We start from the raw sequence: 17409 nt of genomic DNA on the forward strand, positions 1-17409 counted from the left end.
TCTCACCGTTTTGAGAATTCTGTATGAACAAAAACGACTTGGTCTCCAAGCTCTGGAAGTTATGTGATGACTTGAGAGATGGCGGCGTCTCTTACCAGAACTACGTGAATGAGCTGGCCACGCTGCTATTTCTGAAAATGTGTGAAGAAGCCGGACTGGAAGAGGATTTGCTTCCCGATGGTTTCCGCTGGAAAAACCTCCTGGAAAAGAAGGGGCAGGATCAACACCAGTTCTATCGCAATATGCTGGTTCAGCTGGGCGATGATGAACACTCCGTGGTACGAGCCATCTTCCAGAATGTGAATACCAGCATTACCCAGGCCAAAAACCTCACCAAGCTGGTCTCCGCCATGGATGCCCTGGACTGGTACAACGAAGACGAAACCGCTGCCCGTGATGACTTCGGCGATATGTATGAAGGTTTGTTGCAGAAAAACGCCAACGAAACCAAGTCTGGCGCTGGCCAGTACTTTACGCCACGAGCACTGATCAAATCCATGGTACGGCTTATGCAACCGGAAGCACGGGAAATTGTGCAGGACCCTGCTGCGGGTACCGCAGGTTTCCTGATTGAAGCGGATCGCTACATCAAGAACAACACTAATGATCTTGAAGACCTGGACGATGATGTTCAGGAGTTCCAGCGCACCAAGGCATTTGTTGGCGTTGAATTAGTGCCCGGAACCCGTCGTTTAGCACTGATGAACTGTCTGCTTCACGATATTGAAGGCGAAGGTGAAGGTATTATCAAACTCGGCAACAGCCTGGGTGCCACCGGTGAAAGTTTACCTGCGGCTGATCTGATTTTGACTAACCCACCCTTTGGCAGTGCTTCTGGCAGTAATATCACCCGTAAGTTTGTTCACCAGACCAATAACAAACAGCTCTGCTTTATGCAGCATATCTACAACAATTTGGAGCCCGGTGGTCGAGCAGCGGTGGTGGTGCCGGATAACGTGCTGTTTGAGGGAGGGATGGGTACATCCATCCGTAAAGATATGATGGACAAATGCAACGTGCATACCATCCTGCGACTGCCGACCGGTATTTTCTATGCGGCTGGTGTAAAAACTAACGTACTCTTTTTCCAGAAAGGGACACCAGATAATCCACATCAGGATATAGGTTGCACCAAAGAGACCTGGGTGTTTGATCTGCGTACCAATATGAATTCTTATGGTAAGCGAACACCTTTCACAGAACAGCACTTGAAGCCGTTTGAAGAAGTGTTTGGCGCGGATAAAAACGGTCATAGCCCACGTTCAGAAGGTGTTTATCATGTGCCCGGTTCAACCCATGAACCCAATGAAGATGAGCAAGTGATAGCCAATGCTCGTTGGCGTAAATTTGATCGGGAGTATATCAGTACGGTAAAAGGAGACTCGCTTGATATCTCTTGGCTGAAAGACCGTTCCATTATAGATGCTGCCACCCTTGGTAAGCCCGAAATCCTTGCGGAAAAAGCCATGACAGAGATGGTGGAAGCTCTACAAGAGATCAACAACCTAATGTTGGCACTTGGAGCCAAAGAAGCCTCTGACAAACTAATCAATACTCTAGCCAGTGAGTTTGATCTTGCGCCTCGTGAAGAGTTGGAAACCATTACCGAAAATGGTGAAGAGGTTGAGGCGTGATTATGGAAAAATTGCCAGAAGGTTGGGAGCGGTGCAGGCTTGGTGACGTTGTACAGTACGGTAAAACAACCAAAGCAGAGATGTCCTCAGTTGCAGATGACGTTTGGATTCTAGAACTGGAAGACATTGAGAAAAATACATCAAAGCTGCTGAAACGGGTCACTTTCGCTGAGCGAGCATCAAAAAGTGCCAAAAATATTTTTAACGCAGGTGATGTTCTTTATGGCAAGCTCCGCCCATACCTAAATAAGGTAATCATTGCTCAGGAAGACGGCATTTGCTCCTCCGAAATTATCCCGCTTTCGCCCGATAGCCGTTATGTGGACAAAAGTTATTTGTTTTACTGGCTCAAGGGACAAGAGTTTTTGTCTTATGTTGATGCGGTAAGTTACGGCGTAAATATGCCAAGACTAGGCACTAAAGATGCTGTAAACGCTCCGTTTTTGCTTGCTCCTAAAGAGACTCAGACACAGATTGCTGAAAAACTGGATGACCTGCTGGGACAGGTTGCCACTATCCAAGCGCGCCTTGATCAATTACCTGCCATTATCAAGCAATTTCGACAGTCAGTACTCGTTGCAGCAGTTACAGGTAACTTAACGGAAGCCTCGCGATGTTCTCTGTCAGCAGAAATAGGACTTTCACCGATTTCCGTTGGACCATCCAAAGCCAAGATTCCGGAGACGTGGAGCTGGAAAAAGCTAACTGAACTCACTGCTCTTGAGTCTGGCCATACTCCCAGAAAATCTATCCCTGAATATTGGGAGAATGGTGATCAGTACTGGATTTGCCTTCAGGATATCCGTGCAGCACATGGTAAAGTCATTACAGATACAAAGTATAAGCCGACAGCACTTGGTATCGATAACTCAAGCGCAAGAATGCTTCCCAAAGGCACTGTATGCTTTTCACGGGACATTTCTGTTGGTTTTACCACGATAATGGGTAAAGAAATGTCTACAACTCAGCATTTTGCAAACTGGATATGTGGAAGCGCGTTGAACAACTTTTATCTTATGTATGCCTTCATGGCTGCACAGCATGACTTAACAATTGGAGGACAAGGAACGACTGTAAAAACGATTTATATGCCCGCATTGAAGGAGTTCTATCTCGTTACTCCTCCAATTGAAGAACAAAGAGAAATTGTTGAGAAGGTACAGTCCTATTTCGGTATGGCTGAAGTTCTTGAAGCCAGCCTGAGAAAGGCACAAGAACATGTAGATAATATAACACAGAGTATCTTAGCCAAAGCCTTCCGAGGTGAACTGGTAGATCAGCAGGAAGGCGATGAATCCGCCGAAGTTTTGCTACAAAAAATCGCCGAGGCCCGCGTCGAAGCTGAACTGCTGGAAAAAGCCACCAAAAAAGCAACCCGAGGCAGAAAGACTGCCAAAGCCTGAACCGATTTACCCAATACCAGGTGGGCAATTAGCCCACCTCACCCCAAGCAAACCACCACTCTTTTGTCAGTAATAGCGAGCAATAAGACCGATGAACATTGATCAGGTCATCCTGAAGGGATTCCGTAATTTCAACGATGCCACCATCAAATTTGCCCAGAACACCCTGGTCATTGGCGGTAATGATGTTGGGAAAAGCAACCTGATGCATGCACTGCGCATGCTGCTGGATAAAAGCCTTTCCGATATGGATATCGAGCCGACTGAGCTGGATTTTCATATCGATAAGGATGGTAATCAGGCTGATACCTTTGAGATCACTATCGCTTTTTCAAAGGTTGAGGAGGATGCTGTTCTTTCTGTGCTGAAAGGGCATGTCAGCGACGAAGGTGAAACCTTTTTCCGGTACGTTGGGCAACGAAACGGATCAAGCTTTAAACTCTATATGGGGCACTCACTGGCTGACTTGGAAGAGATAGACAGCCGGTTCTATCTGAAGCATATCAACCTGAAATACGTTCACTCACAACGAGATTTGCAGAAGTTTATCCAGAGAGAAAAACGCCACTTGCTGAAGTTTGCGCAAGAGAGCTTGAGTGATGAAGAAAAGGCGCATGATACAGACAAGCTTGCAGCTATCACCAGATCACTGGGAGTGATTAATGCTGATGTGAGCCAACTGAAATATGTAGCCAATGCAACCCGCCAGGTTAACGATGAGCTGAAAGAGCTTGCTCACCACCATGCGGATTACAGGGTTCAGCTGGACTCCGGCGCTATCCAGGTAAATCAGTTCATCGAAAAACTTGAACTGGGTGCGAATACCAACGGCTCGCAGGTAATGTTGGGTGGTGACGGGCGTAATAACCAGATTTTGCTGGCACTTTGGAAGAGTAAGAGCGAACGCGAACATGATCATAACAGCCAGGTGACCTTCTATGTTGTAGAAGAACCTGAAGCGCATCTTCACCCCCACCAACAGCGTAAACTGGCTCAGTACCTGAACACCTCGCTTCCTGGCCAATCTATCATTACATCCCACTCCCCACAGATAACTGCTAAATACAGCCCGGATTCGATTATCCGCTTGCTTAATGAAGATGGTGCAACTCGGGCTGCCAGTGAGGGTTGTTCAGACTGTATCAGTACCGCTTGGGATAATATGGGTTACCGGATGAGCATTCTTCCTGCAGAAGCTTTCTTTGCCAGTGCAGTTCTGCTCGTTGAGGGTCCATCGGAGGTGCTGTTCTATAGTACACTGGCAGAAAAGCTCGATATTGATCTGGACTTCTACAACATATCCATTCTTGCTGTGGATGGTGTTCAGTTTGAGGTGTATACCAAAATATTGAATGCCATGGGTATCCCATGGGCCATGCGGACGGATAATGATGTTTCAAAGATTACGGTAGAAAAAGTGCCTCGTCAGTAAAATCTGTGGGTCATTTCCGGTTCAGGTAACTTGCCAAGCGCATGATATAACGCAATTTCCGCACATCTGTAGGTTCTGAAACCGTATGATTTTCTCGTAGTGAGTTTTATCTTGGTGTTCAGACCCTCAACGATACCGCTGGAATACGCCTTTTTCGCCTTGAACCAGTTCAGGATAAGTGGCTTGTGTCGTCGAACAGTTTTAGCAACTTTCTTCATCGGTTCTATCTTTGATCGCATCACTCTTGTACACCACCGGTCCAGGTATTTTCCTGCCCAGTGTGGTGAAATGTAGTCCCAGAACACTTGGAACTCTTCTCTGAGAAGATAGGCTCTGACACTTTTGAGGTTGTACTGAAGCACTGTGTTCAGCTTGATCTCTTCTTTCTCGGTCAGGTTCTCTTTTCGCTTGAGCAGACACCAGCGTGTTTTTTTCAGCACCGGTTCATAACCATCTGCCTGAAGCTGTTTGTGTTCCGTGGTCCTGACTTCATCAATGGCCTTATTCAGCATGGCAACGATATGAAAGCGATCCAGAATATGTAATGCTTGGCTGGCAAACACCGCAATCGCTTTTACGTAGGGTTGCCACATATCAGAACAGACATACTCCAACCGCTGGCTACGCTGTGTACCCAGGAAAGCGAAGAAGCTGCGAATCGTAGCTTCGGTACGCTCCTGACCAACCCATAGTAGCCGTGTACAGTCGCGATCAATCTGGTAGACAACAGTCAAGTATTTATGGCCGATCTGATACGCCACCTCATCAACACCAATGGCCTTGATATTATCAAGTGAACGATGCTTCTTGCCCCACTCAACCACATACTCAACAGCATGGAAGACCTTCTCCCACGAGGTATTGAAAGTACGGGCGACCTCCTTCCAGGAGAGCTTTCTAGCCCAGTTTGCCAGAAACTGCATGTAAACTTTGGTGAGTTCCTTCTTGCCTTCAGCCCATGGAACCTGCTCAACCTTTACGCCACATGTCTTGCATTCAACCCTACGCATTTTGTAGAGCAGAAAAACCCTGATTCCCCAGAGAGGGACAAACTCGAAACGACGTTCAGCAAGACGGTCATAGCCCGGAGCTGGTTGCTGACATCCTGAGCAAATAGCATGGCCGTTCTTGCGTGGGACCACGATGACATTGAATACTTCAGAGCCTTGATAGAGACCGAGTTTTACATCCTGATAAACAAATGACTTGAGTTTATGAACTTTATTGAGGATAGTTTTTATCAGCATCAGCGGCGTTTCTTCTTGTTTTTGTCTGCAAATAAAAACATACCTGAAATCAGCCGCTGGTGCTTTTTTTTTTCAAATTTGTTGATTTCTACCCACAGTTATCCCTGAAGAGCCGAAAAAGTAGAGTTAAGGCAGCTTGCTGGTGTTAATCGCTGTTATGCAATTGCAGGGATTGAGAAGCTACCCCATAGACCTAAAGAGACAACATCTCACTCCCTTGTGAGTGATGACACTTGGGGTACTGTGTCAGGAAGCGTGAACGCCTTGGGTATATACCTGTCAAAACAAGACTTGGAGTACGATCTCTCTCTTGAACTTCCTGTCGAGCTTTGCACATTCGCAAATAAAGAGCTGGCTGATATTTCTGCCGCTGTGAAATATCTCCAGAAACAAAAAGCAATAAGGATGAGAAAGTTTCTGGGGCAGTATGGTGAGGCCTTGGAAACCATCCGTGGTGGGGAACTGGCAAAGCCACTTTTGTTCTGTCTGAACAAGGTTATGGAGGGGGCTACTGGTGATGAGTGACCTTACTTTCACTGAAGAGCAGCTGGAAGCAATAGAACATGATGGCAACATGGTTATCACAGCCTGTCCGGGAAGTGGTAAAACGACCGTTGTTGTTGAGAAAATTCGCAGAATTGTTCCAGAACTAAAGTCTTACCAAGGAGTTATCGGTATAACCTTTACGGTGAAAGCCAGCGAGGAATTAAAGAAACGGTGTAAAAAAAATGCCTTCGACACCAGGCAAAGCTTCTTCGGCACCATTGATAGCTTCTGTCTGAAAGAGATTATTTTCCCGTTTGCAAGTCATCTATGGGGGAGGGCTGAGTGCGAAGTTAAACCTGTCCTAAAAATGAGTGATGAAGAAAAAGCTGACTTTGGTGGATGGGACTGGGCAACTGAGCATTTTCAGGATTATGAAAATATTCTGAAACAGTGGTATCACTCAGGCAAAATTCCCATGGCTGCTACTGGAGCCCTTGCTTGTCATATTCTTGATCATTCTCCTGCGTGTACCAGATATATCACGGCAAGATATAAAACTGTTTTTATAGATGAGTATCAGGACTCTTCACAGCCTCAGCACGAGCTATTTCTGAAGCTGGTGTCTTTGGGGTTAACGGGTATTGCTGTTGGAGATGAGGATCAAGCTATCTACGGGTTTCGGGATGGGAACAAAGAGTTCATCAGGCGGCTGATAGATAGTAATGATTTTGAAACCTTCCCCATTTTGATAAATCATCGCTGTCATCCATCTATTTCAAACTATGCGCGAAGGGTGATACGACCAGAATGTGAACTCGCTCCTGCTGATGATCTGCGAGTTTACCGCGCAAGCCGAAGAGGTACTGTCATTGATCTCGGCAGAACTATTTCTGAATCTATACCGAATATAAAAGAAAGGTTAGATATCACTCATAACTCAGATATAGCCATTCTGGTCAGAGCCAAGAGAAGCTTACGAAAAGTTGCCGAAGGGATGACTGTTCTGCATCGAGTCCATGAAGATGACCCATTGTCGGATATTGGTGATGAGCATGCAAAGTTATGCATTAACCTTTTACACTACCGCTTTGATAAACAGTTAACCGCGGAAGGAGTTATTTCAGAAAATCTGATGGAGGTGTCCAGCAAAGCTAAGTCCACGTCCCTAAGGCAACTGATCAAAAATGTCAGGAGCTGCGAAGATGAAGAACTATGTTCTGCAATACACTCAGTAACCACAGAGATGTTTCCTGGGCCTATCTCCCGTAGCGTTGCTGATACTTTACAAGTTGTGTTGGGTAACCCGGAGCTTCTTGCAAAATTCTACCCGGTCAACAAAGACGAAGTGCAGATTATGACTCTACACAAGGCCAAAGGACTTGAGTTTGATGTTGTCTTTCACCTCGACCTTTATGAGTGGTCTTTTCCTCTCAAAAGGCCTCAAGATGGCTGGAATACGCCAGCTGTTTATGTTGATTTGGAAGAGGATAAAAATCTGCATTACGTGGGGATCACTCGAGCCAGAAAGGCTTGCTACTTGTTGACGAGCCTACAGAGATTCAACTCAAGAGATGAAGTTAAGGGTGGTAGCCCGTCAGAATTCTTCGATTTGCCAGGTTTAGAGGGTCTCTATGAGCAAAAATAAGTATCAGCTGATGCGCAGTTACAAAATATCAGTAATTATCAGCTTTTTATCATGGATATATCAGTAGCGTGATTTTCTGCAATCTCTAACATTTACCGGGCCATTCCGGCACCACAAACCAAAGGCAGGTAACTGTTATGAGTAAGCAAGCAAACCACGAAGCTGACATGGTAAATGCAAACAAAGGTACTTCTGGTACTAACACAACCTATGACAAGAATCAGGGGAATCGTGGCAAGCAGATGAATCCTAATCAGACTGAAAAGAAAAAGTAGGAACCTGTGGCGTCAGGCTCAGTTAAATAACCTGATGCCATTTCTTCAGGAGCAGTACCGATGACACAGGCTAAAGAGAAGAATAAACCATTCCGGCAAACCAAAAAGCTGATACGGATGGCTCTTGAAGATGGTTGGACCCAGACAGAGATTGCGAAAAAAGCCCGTGTAACACAAAGTGTGGTTAGTGGATGGGCTACCGGTAAGACTAAGGCAAAAGAAAACCAAATTCAGTTTCTGCTTGATGAGTATGGCGACCGGCTACGAAATGGCTCCTGCCATGTGTACTGTCATGCAGAAAAGTATTATGAAGTCGATCAAAACCTGACCAACTATCTGAAAAAGATCGATATCCCGCTCCCTGATAATTCATCTTATATTTCTTCCATAGAGCTGAGAACATTGATTAAGGCGGGAACCGGAGAGGAAGTAAGACTTCCTGCCGCATTGGTGTCAGAAAAAAGGGAAGAAATTTTCCAGGTTGATGCCCCCATCATTTTCCGATTTACCTTTCAGTGCGAGTTAATTGTTCATAAAAAAATCAGAAAGGTTTCAACTCATCGCTGGCTATTACATAACATGGGTAGGGGAGGATTCATACTGGCGAGACAATACCGGCGCACGCTTTCTGGTGAACAATCTAAGACGGAAAACAGGCGTAGGCAGCAGTTCAGTGAAAGTGGTGTGGAGGTCCCAAAAATTGCCAGCTTCCCTGACATTTTAATAGGTGGAAGCAATGATGAGGCGGGTCGTTGGTTGACTGATCTGGATGAATTGAAGACCACTGATGATCTGATTGCCAGGACAGAAAAGCTCGTAGAAGGGATGAAAGAAGTTATCAATATCCGACTGCATGACTTGGAGGTTGTTCTGTTCTTATTGAAAAAGGCTCTAATTGAAGCAGGTTTTCCTATAAAAGGGGTCAGAAAATTTGCAGCATTTTGATATAATTCAAAGAAACCCAAAGCCAAGAGCTGAAGGCTCAAAACCCGTCTGACAGGCACTCAGACATACCCTTGTTACCTGTCTTGAATGACGTGCCGTATAGCTCGACCGACGCAGTCCGTCGTTATGCCGCCGGTAACGCCTTGAAATAGGCCAATTTGAAGGGGTAGCAGGAGTTTGCCATATCGTTTGGCTAGATGAAGGTTCTGTGTTCAGAACTGGTTTCGAAAGGCTCTCTACCAATAGGGATTGGGGTGGGCGAAACCGGGTATTCTTCTGTTGAGGAGAATGCCCGGTTTTTATTTTTAAATCTGCTCAAAAGCTTTAAGGAATGGCTTTCGATCCTGATGAAAGCGAATATGGTCTTTGGAGTTCAGTCTTTTTCTTTTTTGCTGGAATGGCCGAGCCAGATATCCCCAAGGGGAGCGCCGGGAAAAATAGATGATGTAATCCAGATCAGCACTTCCCCACTTATTCTCAACGATGACATCTTCCTGATTGGTATCCAGAAATTTGACCTGAATACGGTAAAAATTGTGTTTATCCGCCACCAGTAAGTCGGTTTTCATATCGTGGTCGATCATTGGCAGGAAAACTTCCCAGCCATCGGATACAAGCCAGCTGGCGGCCTGAGATTCGTAGGAGATTTCTTTATAGTGACGTTGGGCAGGGGCAGTGCGAACAATATGTTTAACTGGCATAGGGACACTAATAAATTCAATGCCCGAAAGAGGTTATGGCCCACCGTTTTCAAGCAGAATAGTCCCTTCTGGGAACCATTCTAAAATTTATTATCACCTTACAGGGTATCCCTTGTAACTAACTGCAAAGGCGGCCAGCCTTGCTTAAGCCTCGTTTGAAGCCTTGGGCATTAATGCAGCTATCAGACAGTTTTGCCTGTGATAAAGACTTGCGAGCATCATAATCATAGCGATAGAAGAGTTCAACCAGGTATCAGCTCCTTCAGAGCCTTTTTTATGGCTTTGTTTTTTCGATAAAAGTGGCAGTAGCTATTATCAACTGTAGGCCCTGAAACGGGGTTGATTTTTTTGGTTTTGAGCAGCTTCCTTAATTTTTCACTGACAATACCCGTCTGCTGACTTAAGGTTCGGAGAAGGTAGAACTTATTTTTGAAGGCCATCACAGCTGATTTTTTACAGGCTACGACAGGCCGAGATCTACCAGATAGATGAATTTTTTCCATAGGCAAGTGGTCATCATTAAGTAACCCATAAACGATGTCTTTATTACAGCCAAGGTGTTTCTGGATATCTAGCGGTTGCCAATACTCAGATGACGACTGAATCGAGGGACGTAAAGCTCTTACTTCCGCCTCAGAAAACAGTAGATCTCCCAAGACAGGTGCTTTACTGGCAGAAGCTGGCTGTAACTGGTCACTCAAAATAGCGTCCACAATTTCTGGCAACCCTATTTTGTGATATGAAAGCTGTTCGATGCTCTGTTGTAAACTCAGGCAATGAGTTCGTTTATACTCTTTAAACAGACATCGTTTATTAATTTCATGGAGAAGAGTATCGATGGCTTCTGGTTCAAAATACCAGCCCCTAGATTTGTCTACTGTCGGACCACGGAATGGAATAATGCCACCTTTACGAATCATTCCTCGTAGCTGGTAAACGGTTATGCCCAACTTTTCTGATGACTCAGAAATGGTCAGTAGTTTTTCCAGTAACTCCTTTAGAGCTGGGAGGTGCTTTCTTGAGATTAGTTTTATGTTGCTATTTGTGCTTTTTAAAGGGATCTTCAGGCGCTTACAGAAGCGCTGGAGCTGTTCAGGCCGAACATCAAGCTCTTTAGCTGCAACTCTAACTGCAACCTGATCTGCATTGATGCGTTTTTGCTTGAGGTCTTCTATCGTCTGTCTGATAGACTGCTTACGGTACGCGTTATATGCCTCCCAAAGAGGCTGGTAAATAGCCCTTTCCTGGTTTGCATTAATCAGATAAAAAGGAGCTCCTATCTCTTTGCTGATTCCGTCATTTGCTCCCTTATCTCGCCGTACTTTTCGACTGTCACTCAGCAACTGGCAGAAGTTATGAGGCCAGTTATCGAGGTAGCTCATGGCATTGCTGTAGTGCTCATGGAGCTGATGATTAGGGGCAGATTTCAATGAGAGGAACTTTCTGGTCTTTTCCACATCATCAAGTAATTGATAGTCAAAAAGGGCCAAAGCACTGACCAGTTCCAAAACATCAGCCAAGCTATGATTCCTGAGTACTTCTGGAATTAAGCGATTGTTGGCTTCTTTATTCATACAGAGCTGATAGATGAATCTTGAAAGTCGGTATTCCTTTAGTAGAATTTTATCACCAGTGTAATGACGATAGTCGCATTCACAATTGTGACACCGGTGAATTCCAGGACGATTCCATCTAAGGCGGGTATCGCATTCTGGGCAGTGGTCAAAAAGGTGAATATGGTGCGTAGGACAAACAGTTATAGCCGGGATATCCCAGACTGCAAGAGCCATATTATTGGATTCAAGGCATATGGGGCAAATTCGAGGGTAGTCGAGTCTTAAATGCTCATTGGCTATGTGATGATTGTGGATAATTGACTGTTTTTGATCATTCAAGCCATAGCGCAATGACTCCAAATCCTGCAAAGGCATATTGGTGATTTTTGCCAGTTTGCTGAGATCCGCATCACCCAGAACGTATTTACTGGCCGTGTCATAATTTCTGCCAGTCCAGAGATCGGCCATCTCCAGTACGTACTGGGTTGTATGGTAACTGTTCGCCTGAGAAAGTCGGAGAATATATCCTCGGAGACTTTCAAGCTTGTTGGATTTTGGCCTTGAAAGTAGCAGCATCCATGCTGACCTGTTTTGGATTCCTTAGTTTTAAGGATAGAAGCTTATATGGCTGCGTATGCGGCAGTGAGGCAGTTATCGATCATCCTTATTGTGATGTGTTAATTTTCAGCTGCGTATGCGGCAGTGAGGTAGAGAAAAAAACTATAGCCCATTGAAAGAATAAGGCTTACCCCCAACTTAAAAGAAATACCCTTTTTCTTCATAGTTCCTGATCAAAAAACAACTCATTGAAAATAATAAAGAAAAATACCACATGCATACCCTCTCAAAATATTGGTGTGATTAGAGGCACTGAAGCCCTGTGCTCCTGAAGAGTACTAAACCCGTAATGATCGAAAGTCTGCAAACCTTCAAGTTCTTCACTCTCATCAACCGGCACCATTTGAATACAAAGAGGCATATTTTGCCCCGTACTCATGCTGTCTGGAAAAAACAGATGGAAGAAAATATCTTGGACTTCTGTCTGATGCTGGTCACTCCTCGGCTTATACTCAGCTGGGCTACTAATTTCACCACGGTCAATCTGTCTGCGTATTATACGTTTAACCTTGCGTTGCTGGCCTTTGGGTGAATTACTCGTGATCCTCTGGTTCCTTAAAAATATGGCTTTCTGGGCATTTTCTGGATCAACTTCCAGAAGCTTTGATTCCAGGATCTCACCATCAAGCATATCTCTAAAATACTCGCGTTCCATTATTTTATTAAGAACAGTCGAATCACCATAGAAAGCAATCGAACGGCCTGGGTCATCAACATTCCATTCAGGAAATAGAGTACCTATTTGGTTGTTACCATAATGAGCAATTACAGGATGCGATTCTTGCAAGATATAGCTCAGCAAGAACTGTGGATCAGCATCTTCAGTAATAATTTTAAACAACAGATGATTCATAAAGTACAATCTCATGGATTAGTTAAATCAATTTGAGTCTTATCTGATTTATCTTTTTTCTTTTTTTTAGAACTTTCGCGGTTATAAACACCTCCTTTAATCAAGTTAGCCATACAAAAGTGAATATCGCCTAGTTCCAGTATTGATTCTTTACTGAATATATCGCCGCTAAATTTTTTAAGGGTCAATATATGATCCTTTATGTTACTAATCAACGAATAGAAGTCCTGCTTGGTTCCACGCCCTCGTATAGCCCTGTGGGATTTACTGTCCAGGCCGTAAACACTTACCGGAATGTCTACCCCGAGTTTGTTCCAACGATCCCACCGCAATCCAGCGCCAATCTTTGTTGGGTGTAACATGGCCTGACGAATATCACCCAACCTGTAAAAGGCGTAGTGCCGAGATTTCTGGTATTTACCACGTCGATGGAGAAACTCTTTTTTAGCTTCAGGCAACTTTTCTATAAATTCCTCACTTGGATGGACCTCTTCGAGTCGTCCAATCTCAAGTGCCGCAGTTATAAAAAGGCGAAGCAATCTTCGTTCACCAATCAGAGCCTTTTCAATGTTTCTAATTAGTGAGTCAAACTGAAGTTTATTCGTCCCTGTCAGCTGATCAGCTGCGCATGGTAGGCCACGGAATTCATAGGGTGGGAATACTTTGTCGCTAACATTAATGATGCTCAGTGTCATAGCATCACTTTCCTGATTATTGCGCCAGAATGGCAGGCCTTGGAAAAGAGCATCTATTTGGCAGTACGCCTGATACAAGTACCCCCTTTTCTCCATAAACCTGACTCAACTCCTCTAGGAGTTCTGTCCATTCAGGATTGTTGCAAGAATGTGGAGTTAGAGATCTTGGCAAGTATTTGAGGGGGAATTGTATGACTAAATTATCAGCGTTATGGGGTAGTTGACATATATCCATCCGCAGAGGCATCCACTCCCCTAGTTCGGTATCCACTTCCCCGTGCCCGGCACTATGTGTAGATTGCGCACCGCGACCATTTAGAATGTCAACTGCTACAGGAAGCACTTCACCCTTAAACGTTCTGGCACTCATCAAGCCGAGTGAGGGGGCAGATGACTTTTCATAAGTCAGAATCGTCGGAATAGGGGGAACAGCCATCGTGAACCTCAACAACAGAATGTTATTCAGCTTGGCACAAAATTGTTTTTCCTGCCGACTTGTAAGACCAAAATAAGGGTAATAGGTGGAACTCCTCGAAGGAGATTTCCGTTATCAGTCTAAGCTCCTGAACTCCAACGACGGGCTCACAGTATGCATGGTACTCCAGACGACTACCAAGACGCTGTACAGGCTCTTCCAGCAGTTTATAACCAATGCCAGAAAAAGTGAGTTGTCTCCTATCAGGGGCTAGGTCCTTGTATGCAGAAAAAGCATCTACCAGATCTTCAAGAATATCATCAGACTTTCGTGTAAATTTTGACGAATAATCCAGGACCATCCATCTGGGAGTTCCTTCAACCTGCAACCCATAAAGCAACTCTTGCGTTGACTGATAGATCTGGAATGATTCTGCAAGGTAGTCACTGGCAAAACCCTCTTCAGCAGTGCTGACCATGCCCGAGGCAAATTTAACAGGGAGGCATTCTGCCAGTAAATGTCTGACTGAGATTAGTTGTTCATAATCGGAAGAACATTCCAGAACTAAATCAAATGTAAGATGACAAAACTTAAGACTCACGACATCGGACAGGGCTGTTTTGGTTTTACCATTCCAGCGGGCTGGCTCATGCTTTTTGATACCCTTTACACGCTGAAAACTGTGAATTAACCAAGCCACTTTTATATTGCTAATTTCAAACTGGAATTGGCTTTTAATGTTTCTGCACAACCGATCTGCAAACCCAACCAAAGCAGTAATTGCAGGTAGGCCAGTGGTGTATGGAGAGTTGTCGGCATGAGCATGCATAACCGTCAATTTTGGTATCAGCATATAAACGGTGGACGCATGAAAGGAAGCCTCTTCATTGTTTTTACTTACGGGGCTCTCACCGGTTACGATCTCCGGCTTTGCTAACTCAATACTTCCTCTGAACAAAGGCTTGAGATGGTTCCGGACACTTTCGCTGATGTACCTGGTAAGCGTGGGGTGATAAGTAAGCTGCTTGTAGCGGGTTCCTGATATGTATTTCTGAATAACTGCATTCGCTTGTTTCCAGATATGCTGCATCGCCTGCTCAGAGAGCTTCGCCTCAACCACATAGCTTACCTGGGTTGCATTTAATCCCTTGATATTTTCCTTCTGAAGGTCTCCAATCTGATAGGTGAATCTAAGCTGATCGAGCTTGGCAAACATTCTTGCAATGTTCTTGTGTATCAAATTGAGGAAGGCTGCCTTTTCCGGTGACTTCGGAGAGGGAATGTACCAGTTAGAGGCAAATTCCGCCCTCTTTCTAAGTTTCAGGAAATCGCTAAAATCCAGACCAGATGTGTCAAACAGGTCGTTTTGTTCCTCAGCTCTTTGATAATTTGAGATGTGGTTAAAGCTACTTCTGATCGTAAATTAATATCCGGTGCCAAAACTCCAATACTGCCACCGGTAGAGACTGCGAATGCACCAATATTTTCTGGGCGAGTTGGATTATGGAAAGCTCGGCCAATTAATCTTCCATTATCGCTAAGGCACAAGGTATGAATGGCTGCCTGAACCTTTGATGCCGATACAGGCGAAAGAGAAATATAATCGGTGTTACCATTTTCATAAGTATAAGGAATAAGCACCTGAACCTGATAGGGAGGCACCGAGTCTGGAAAAGCATGATCTCTATGAATCTGACAAGAGCTTTTGATAAGCTCATGATGAGCTTTGGTGAGCCCCATTCCTGTCAGAATACCAATAAGATCAGACGACTCCTTAATGAATTCATGATAAAGAGTTGTTTGTCTACCGTTATGAATGAACTCAGTACAGAGGAAGTACCTCTTTGGCATGTATTTGGCATTGCCAGCCCAGTCATACTGGTGGTGATATTTAACCGAGTCGTTGTAAATGTAAGGAGTATCTTTTACAAAATTGGATTCTGGTAAAAATACTCGAGCTTTTACTTTTGCATCGAATATTTTAGGGTTGTGGGTTAAAAACCCCCTCAAGGCTTTGCAGGTTTCAGTGATGAAATGACTGTCTTTTAACAATTTCTTTGCAGCTTGTAAGGCAGTGCCTGCACCTGATGTTTTGGGTTTATACTTGGCTGACTGGTTGATTATTTGAGTAAAGAATTTCTTTTCTTTCCCGGTTACATCATTAGGAATAGCCAATATTGATGTCAAAAATTTATCACTTTTATTGCTAACCATACCATTTAAACATTACAGATAATTTATAGGTAGCTAGTATGATAGTTTACTCAAGCTCTTTGTTCTTGTAGCGAGTTAGCAAAATTGCAAAAACCTGACTTAGTGGATATAAAGGAACATAGGCTTCGAGCTTTTTTTGTGAAGCCAATAAGCGACCTTGGGCCGTCAGTTGAGCAACTGTGTTTGTACTCACCTGCAAGATCAATGCAGTCTCCTGTTTTGTAAGCAGTAAGTTTGACACTGCGTGACGGCTTTTAGTTTCTTTCTCACTCGCACATACTTTCTGAAAAAATTCTAGAGTTTCTCTGAGGACTGCGTTGTGTTTCAAACAATTATCTGGAAGATTTTGAACTTCTTGTATTAGTCTTCCGAATACCTTATTGAATCCTGTTTTATATGCCGGCTTAACCAACAGCCGTAAACCTTTTATCACTTTATTTTCCAAGAAGTCTTTATAAGCAACTGGCCAGTCGCGTAGAAAATCATGAAAGGCTAGTATCTTATCTGAGTCAACACCATATTCGCTAATAGAATTGCCATCATCAATATAGCGAAAGTAAAAAAGCGCAAAGCAGAACAGATGAAATACATTACTACCCAGGCAGGATAATTTTTCTGATTCAAATACAATACCTTTATTAAAAGCGTGCGCAATTAAACTCGAGGTTTCAAGTAACAAATCATATTCAAGATTTATAGATAGAGAGGTTGAAGTGGCTTTTTTCAAATCAAACCCACACGAACAGTTAGAGATGCTCCTGCTTTTTATATAAGAAATAGAGACCCCACACTTTGGACACTTATCAATTAAAAAAACTTTATGTGTCGGACAGATTATATTGACAGATACGTGCCAATACTGCCGTATATATCCACTTTCAGCCAAACAGGCAGGGCAAACCGGAACGAAATACCTTCGATACAGAGTATTTGGTATTTTTACATTTTGGTAAATAAAGTTTGATAGATTATTTGAGCACTTGGTTATCGATCTGCTCAAGGTTATATCTCGTAGCGATTGACTTGTAATGCCAACTCTGGCTGCCAGCCGATCAACACCTCTATAACGAATCTCGGGGTGCAAATTAGCATGAAACAGATTAAATTCATCAAATCCAGGGACAGAACTATCTGCTACGCCATCGATACCTAAGCATATGAATCTAATCAAACTTCTCAGCGAAATACTATTTGATCTTGCAACTCTTATCAAATAGCTTTCTAGTGTTTCATCTGGGAAGACTTTAGGCCTGCTTAAGAATGGCGAACAACCAATTTCTCTATCCACTT

The 17409-nt window shown here is 43.9% G+C and carries 16 protein-coding genes; 7 read left to right on the forward strand and 9 right to left on the reverse strand.

What is annotated here, in order from left to right:
• The first annotated feature begins 23 nt into the window (after positions 1-23).
• The 3 genes from O3276_RS18935 to O3276_RS18945 all read left to right on the forward strand — a co-directional run bounded on the left by O3276_RS18935 (position 24) and on the right by O3276_RS18945 (position 4469).
• Positions 24-1634, forward strand: a complete 1611-nt coding sequence (locus tag O3276_RS18935) for an N-6 DNA methylase (protein WP_269672710.1) — start codon at positions 24-26, stop codon at positions 1632-1634.
• 2 nt (positions 1635-1636) lie between these two features.
• Positions 1637-3037 (forward strand): restriction endonuclease subunit S, encoded by a 1401-nt coding sequence (locus O3276_RS18940; protein ID WP_269672711.1) that lies wholly within the window; start codon positions 1637-1639, stop codon positions 3035-3037.
• A 91-nt stretch (positions 3038-3128) separates the two neighbouring features.
• Positions 3129-4469, forward strand: a complete 1341-nt coding sequence (locus O3276_RS18945) for an ATP-dependent nuclease (RefSeq protein WP_269672712.1) — start codon at positions 3129-3131, stop codon at positions 4467-4469.
• Here O3276_RS18945 and O3276_RS18950 read toward each other — a convergent pair.
• Positions 4463-5716 carry an ISL3 family transposase gene (locus O3276_RS18950; RefSeq protein ID WP_269671896.1) on the reverse strand — a complete coding sequence of 418 codons (1254 nt, stop codon included), beginning with the start codon at positions 5714-5716 and terminating at the stop codon, positions 4463-4465. The two genes, O3276_RS18945 and O3276_RS18950, sit on opposite strands and share 7 nt — an antisense overlap.
• Before the next feature lie 243 nt (positions 5717-5959).
• Between O3276_RS18950 and O3276_RS18955 the strand changes: the two genes are divergently transcribed.
• From O3276_RS18955 to O3276_RS18970, 4 genes are all read left to right on the forward strand, one after another.
• On the forward strand, positions 5960-6241 hold the full coding sequence (locus tag O3276_RS18955; RefSeq protein WP_269672713.1) for a hypothetical protein: 282 nt from the start codon (positions 5960-5962) through the stop codon (positions 6239-6241).
• Positions 6234-7847: a UvrD-helicase domain-containing protein gene (locus tag O3276_RS18960; protein WP_269672714.1), complete on the forward strand. Its 1614-nt coding sequence runs from the start codon at positions 6234-6236 to the stop codon at positions 7845-7847. The genes O3276_RS18955 and O3276_RS18960 overlap by 8 nt, the downstream gene beginning before the upstream one ends.
• 137 nt (positions 7848-7984) lie before the next feature.
• Positions 7985-8122: an alpha-amylase gene (locus tag O3276_RS18965; RefSeq protein WP_269672715.1), complete on the forward strand. Its 138-nt coding sequence runs from the start codon at positions 7985-7987 to the stop codon at positions 8120-8122.
• A gap of 60 nt (positions 8123-8182) precedes the next feature.
• The gene (locus O3276_RS18970) at positions 8183-9067 is read left to right on the forward strand and encodes a helix-turn-helix domain-containing protein (RefSeq protein ID WP_269672716.1); all 885 of its coding nucleotides are present in this window, start codon (positions 8183-8185) and stop codon (positions 9065-9067) included.
• Between the two features lie 305 nt (positions 9068-9372).
• Here O3276_RS18970 and O3276_RS18975 read toward each other — a convergent pair whose 3' ends face one another.
• From O3276_RS18975 to O3276_RS19005, 8 genes are all read right to left on the reverse strand, one after another.
• A complete protein-coding gene (locus O3276_RS18975) occupies positions 9373-9768 on the reverse strand; it encodes a group I intron-associated PD-(D/E)XK endonuclease (protein WP_269672717.1) in 396 nt (131 codons plus the stop codon).
• Positions 9769-10010: 242 nt separating this feature from the next.
• Positions 10011-11900 (reverse strand): TniQ family protein, encoded by a 1890-nt coding sequence (locus O3276_RS18980; protein ID WP_269672718.1) that lies wholly within the window; start codon positions 11898-11900, stop codon positions 10011-10013.
• A 268-nt stretch (positions 11901-12168) separates the two neighbouring features.
• Positions 12169-12795: a type I-F CRISPR-associated endoribonuclease Cas6/Csy4 gene (gene cas6f / locus O3276_RS18985; RefSeq protein WP_269672719.1), complete on the reverse strand. Its 627-nt coding sequence runs from the start codon at positions 12793-12795 to the stop codon at positions 12169-12171.
• A gap of 11 nt (positions 12796-12806) precedes the next feature.
• Positions 12807-13586 (reverse strand): type I-F CRISPR-associated protein Cas7f/Csy3, encoded by a 780-nt coding sequence (locus tag O3276_RS18990; protein ID WP_269672720.1) that lies wholly within the window; start codon positions 13584-13586, stop codon positions 12807-12809.
• A complete protein-coding gene (locus O3276_RS25890; protein ID WP_442876536.1) occupies positions 13507-13926 on the reverse strand; it encodes a type I-F CRISPR-associated protein Cas7f/Csy3 in 420 nt (139 codons plus the stop codon). Before O3276_RS25890 ends, O3276_RS18990 begins: the two co-directional genes overlap by 80 nt.
• 22 nt (positions 13927-13948) lie before the next feature.
• Positions 13949-15121 (reverse strand): type I-F CRISPR-associated protein Csy2, encoded by a 1173-nt coding sequence (locus tag O3276_RS18995; RefSeq protein ID WP_269672721.1) that lies wholly within the window; start codon positions 15119-15121, stop codon positions 13949-13951.
• Between the two features lie 104 nt (positions 15122-15225).
• On the reverse strand, positions 15226-16119 hold the full coding sequence (locus O3276_RS19000; RefSeq protein ID WP_269672722.1) for a hypothetical protein: 894 nt from the start codon (positions 16117-16119) through the stop codon (positions 15226-15228).
• A gap of 46 nt (positions 16120-16165) precedes the next feature.
• Positions 16166-17407 carry a TniQ family protein gene (locus tag O3276_RS19005; protein WP_269672723.1) on the reverse strand — a complete coding sequence of 414 codons (1242 nt, stop codon included), beginning with the start codon at positions 17405-17407 and terminating at the stop codon, positions 16166-16168.
• Positions 17408-17409 lie beyond the last annotated feature (2 nt).

It is taken from the genome of Endozoicomonas sp. GU-1 (assembly GCF_027366395.1).
Taxonomy (GTDB): Bacteria; Pseudomonadota; Gammaproteobacteria; order Pseudomonadales; family Endozoicomonadaceae; genus Endozoicomonas.

Coding starts and splice junctions, on each gene's coding strand:
- O3276_RS18945 (WP_269672712.1), top strand. CDS start 3,129: ATGAACATTGATCAGGTCATCCTGAAGGGATTCCGTAATTTCAACGAT.
- O3276_RS18980 (WP_269672718.1), bottom strand. CDS start 11,900: ATGCTGCTACTTTCAAGGCCAAAATCCAACAAGCTTGAAAGTCTCCGA.
- cas6f (WP_269672719.1), bottom strand. CDS start 12,795: ATGAATCATCTGTTGTTTAAAATTATTACTGAAGATGCTGATCCACAG.
- O3276_RS18950 (WP_269671896.1), bottom strand. CDS start 5,716: ATGCTGATAAAAACTATCCTCAATAAAGTTCATAAACTCAAGTCATTT.
- O3276_RS18935 (WP_269672710.1), top strand. CDS start 24: ATGAACAAAAACGACTTGGTCTCCAAGCTCTGGAAGTTATGTGATGAC.
- O3276_RS25890 (WP_442876536.1), bottom strand. CDS start 13,926: ATGGCTGTTCCCCCTATTCCGACGATTCTGACTTATGAAAAGTCATCT.
- O3276_RS18995 (WP_269672721.1), bottom strand. CDS start 15,121: ATGTTTGCCAAGCTCGATCAGCTTAGATTCACCTATCAGATTGGAGAC.
- O3276_RS18960 (WP_269672714.1), top strand. CDS start 6,234: ATGAGTGACCTTACTTTCACTGAAGAGCAGCTGGAAGCAATAGAACAT.
- O3276_RS18975 (WP_269672717.1), bottom strand. CDS start 9,768: ATGCCAGTTAAACATATTGTTCGCACTGCCCCTGCCCAACGTCACTAT.
- O3276_RS18970 (WP_269672716.1), top strand. CDS start 8,183: ATGACACAGGCTAAAGAGAAGAATAAACCATTCCGGCAAACCAAAAAG.
- O3276_RS18965 (WP_269672715.1), top strand. CDS start 7,985: ATGAGTAAGCAAGCAAACCACGAAGCTGACATGGTAAATGCAAACAAA.
- O3276_RS18990 (WP_269672720.1), bottom strand. CDS start 13,586: ATGGAGAAAAGGGGGTACTTGTATCAGGCGTACTGCCAAATAGATGCT.
- O3276_RS19000 (WP_269672722.1), bottom strand. CDS start 16,119: ATGGTTAGCAATAAAAGTGATAAATTTTTGACATCAATATTGGCTATT.
- O3276_RS18940 (WP_269672711.1), top strand. CDS start 1,637: ATGGAAAAATTGCCAGAAGGTTGGGAGCGGTGCAGGCTTGGTGACGTT.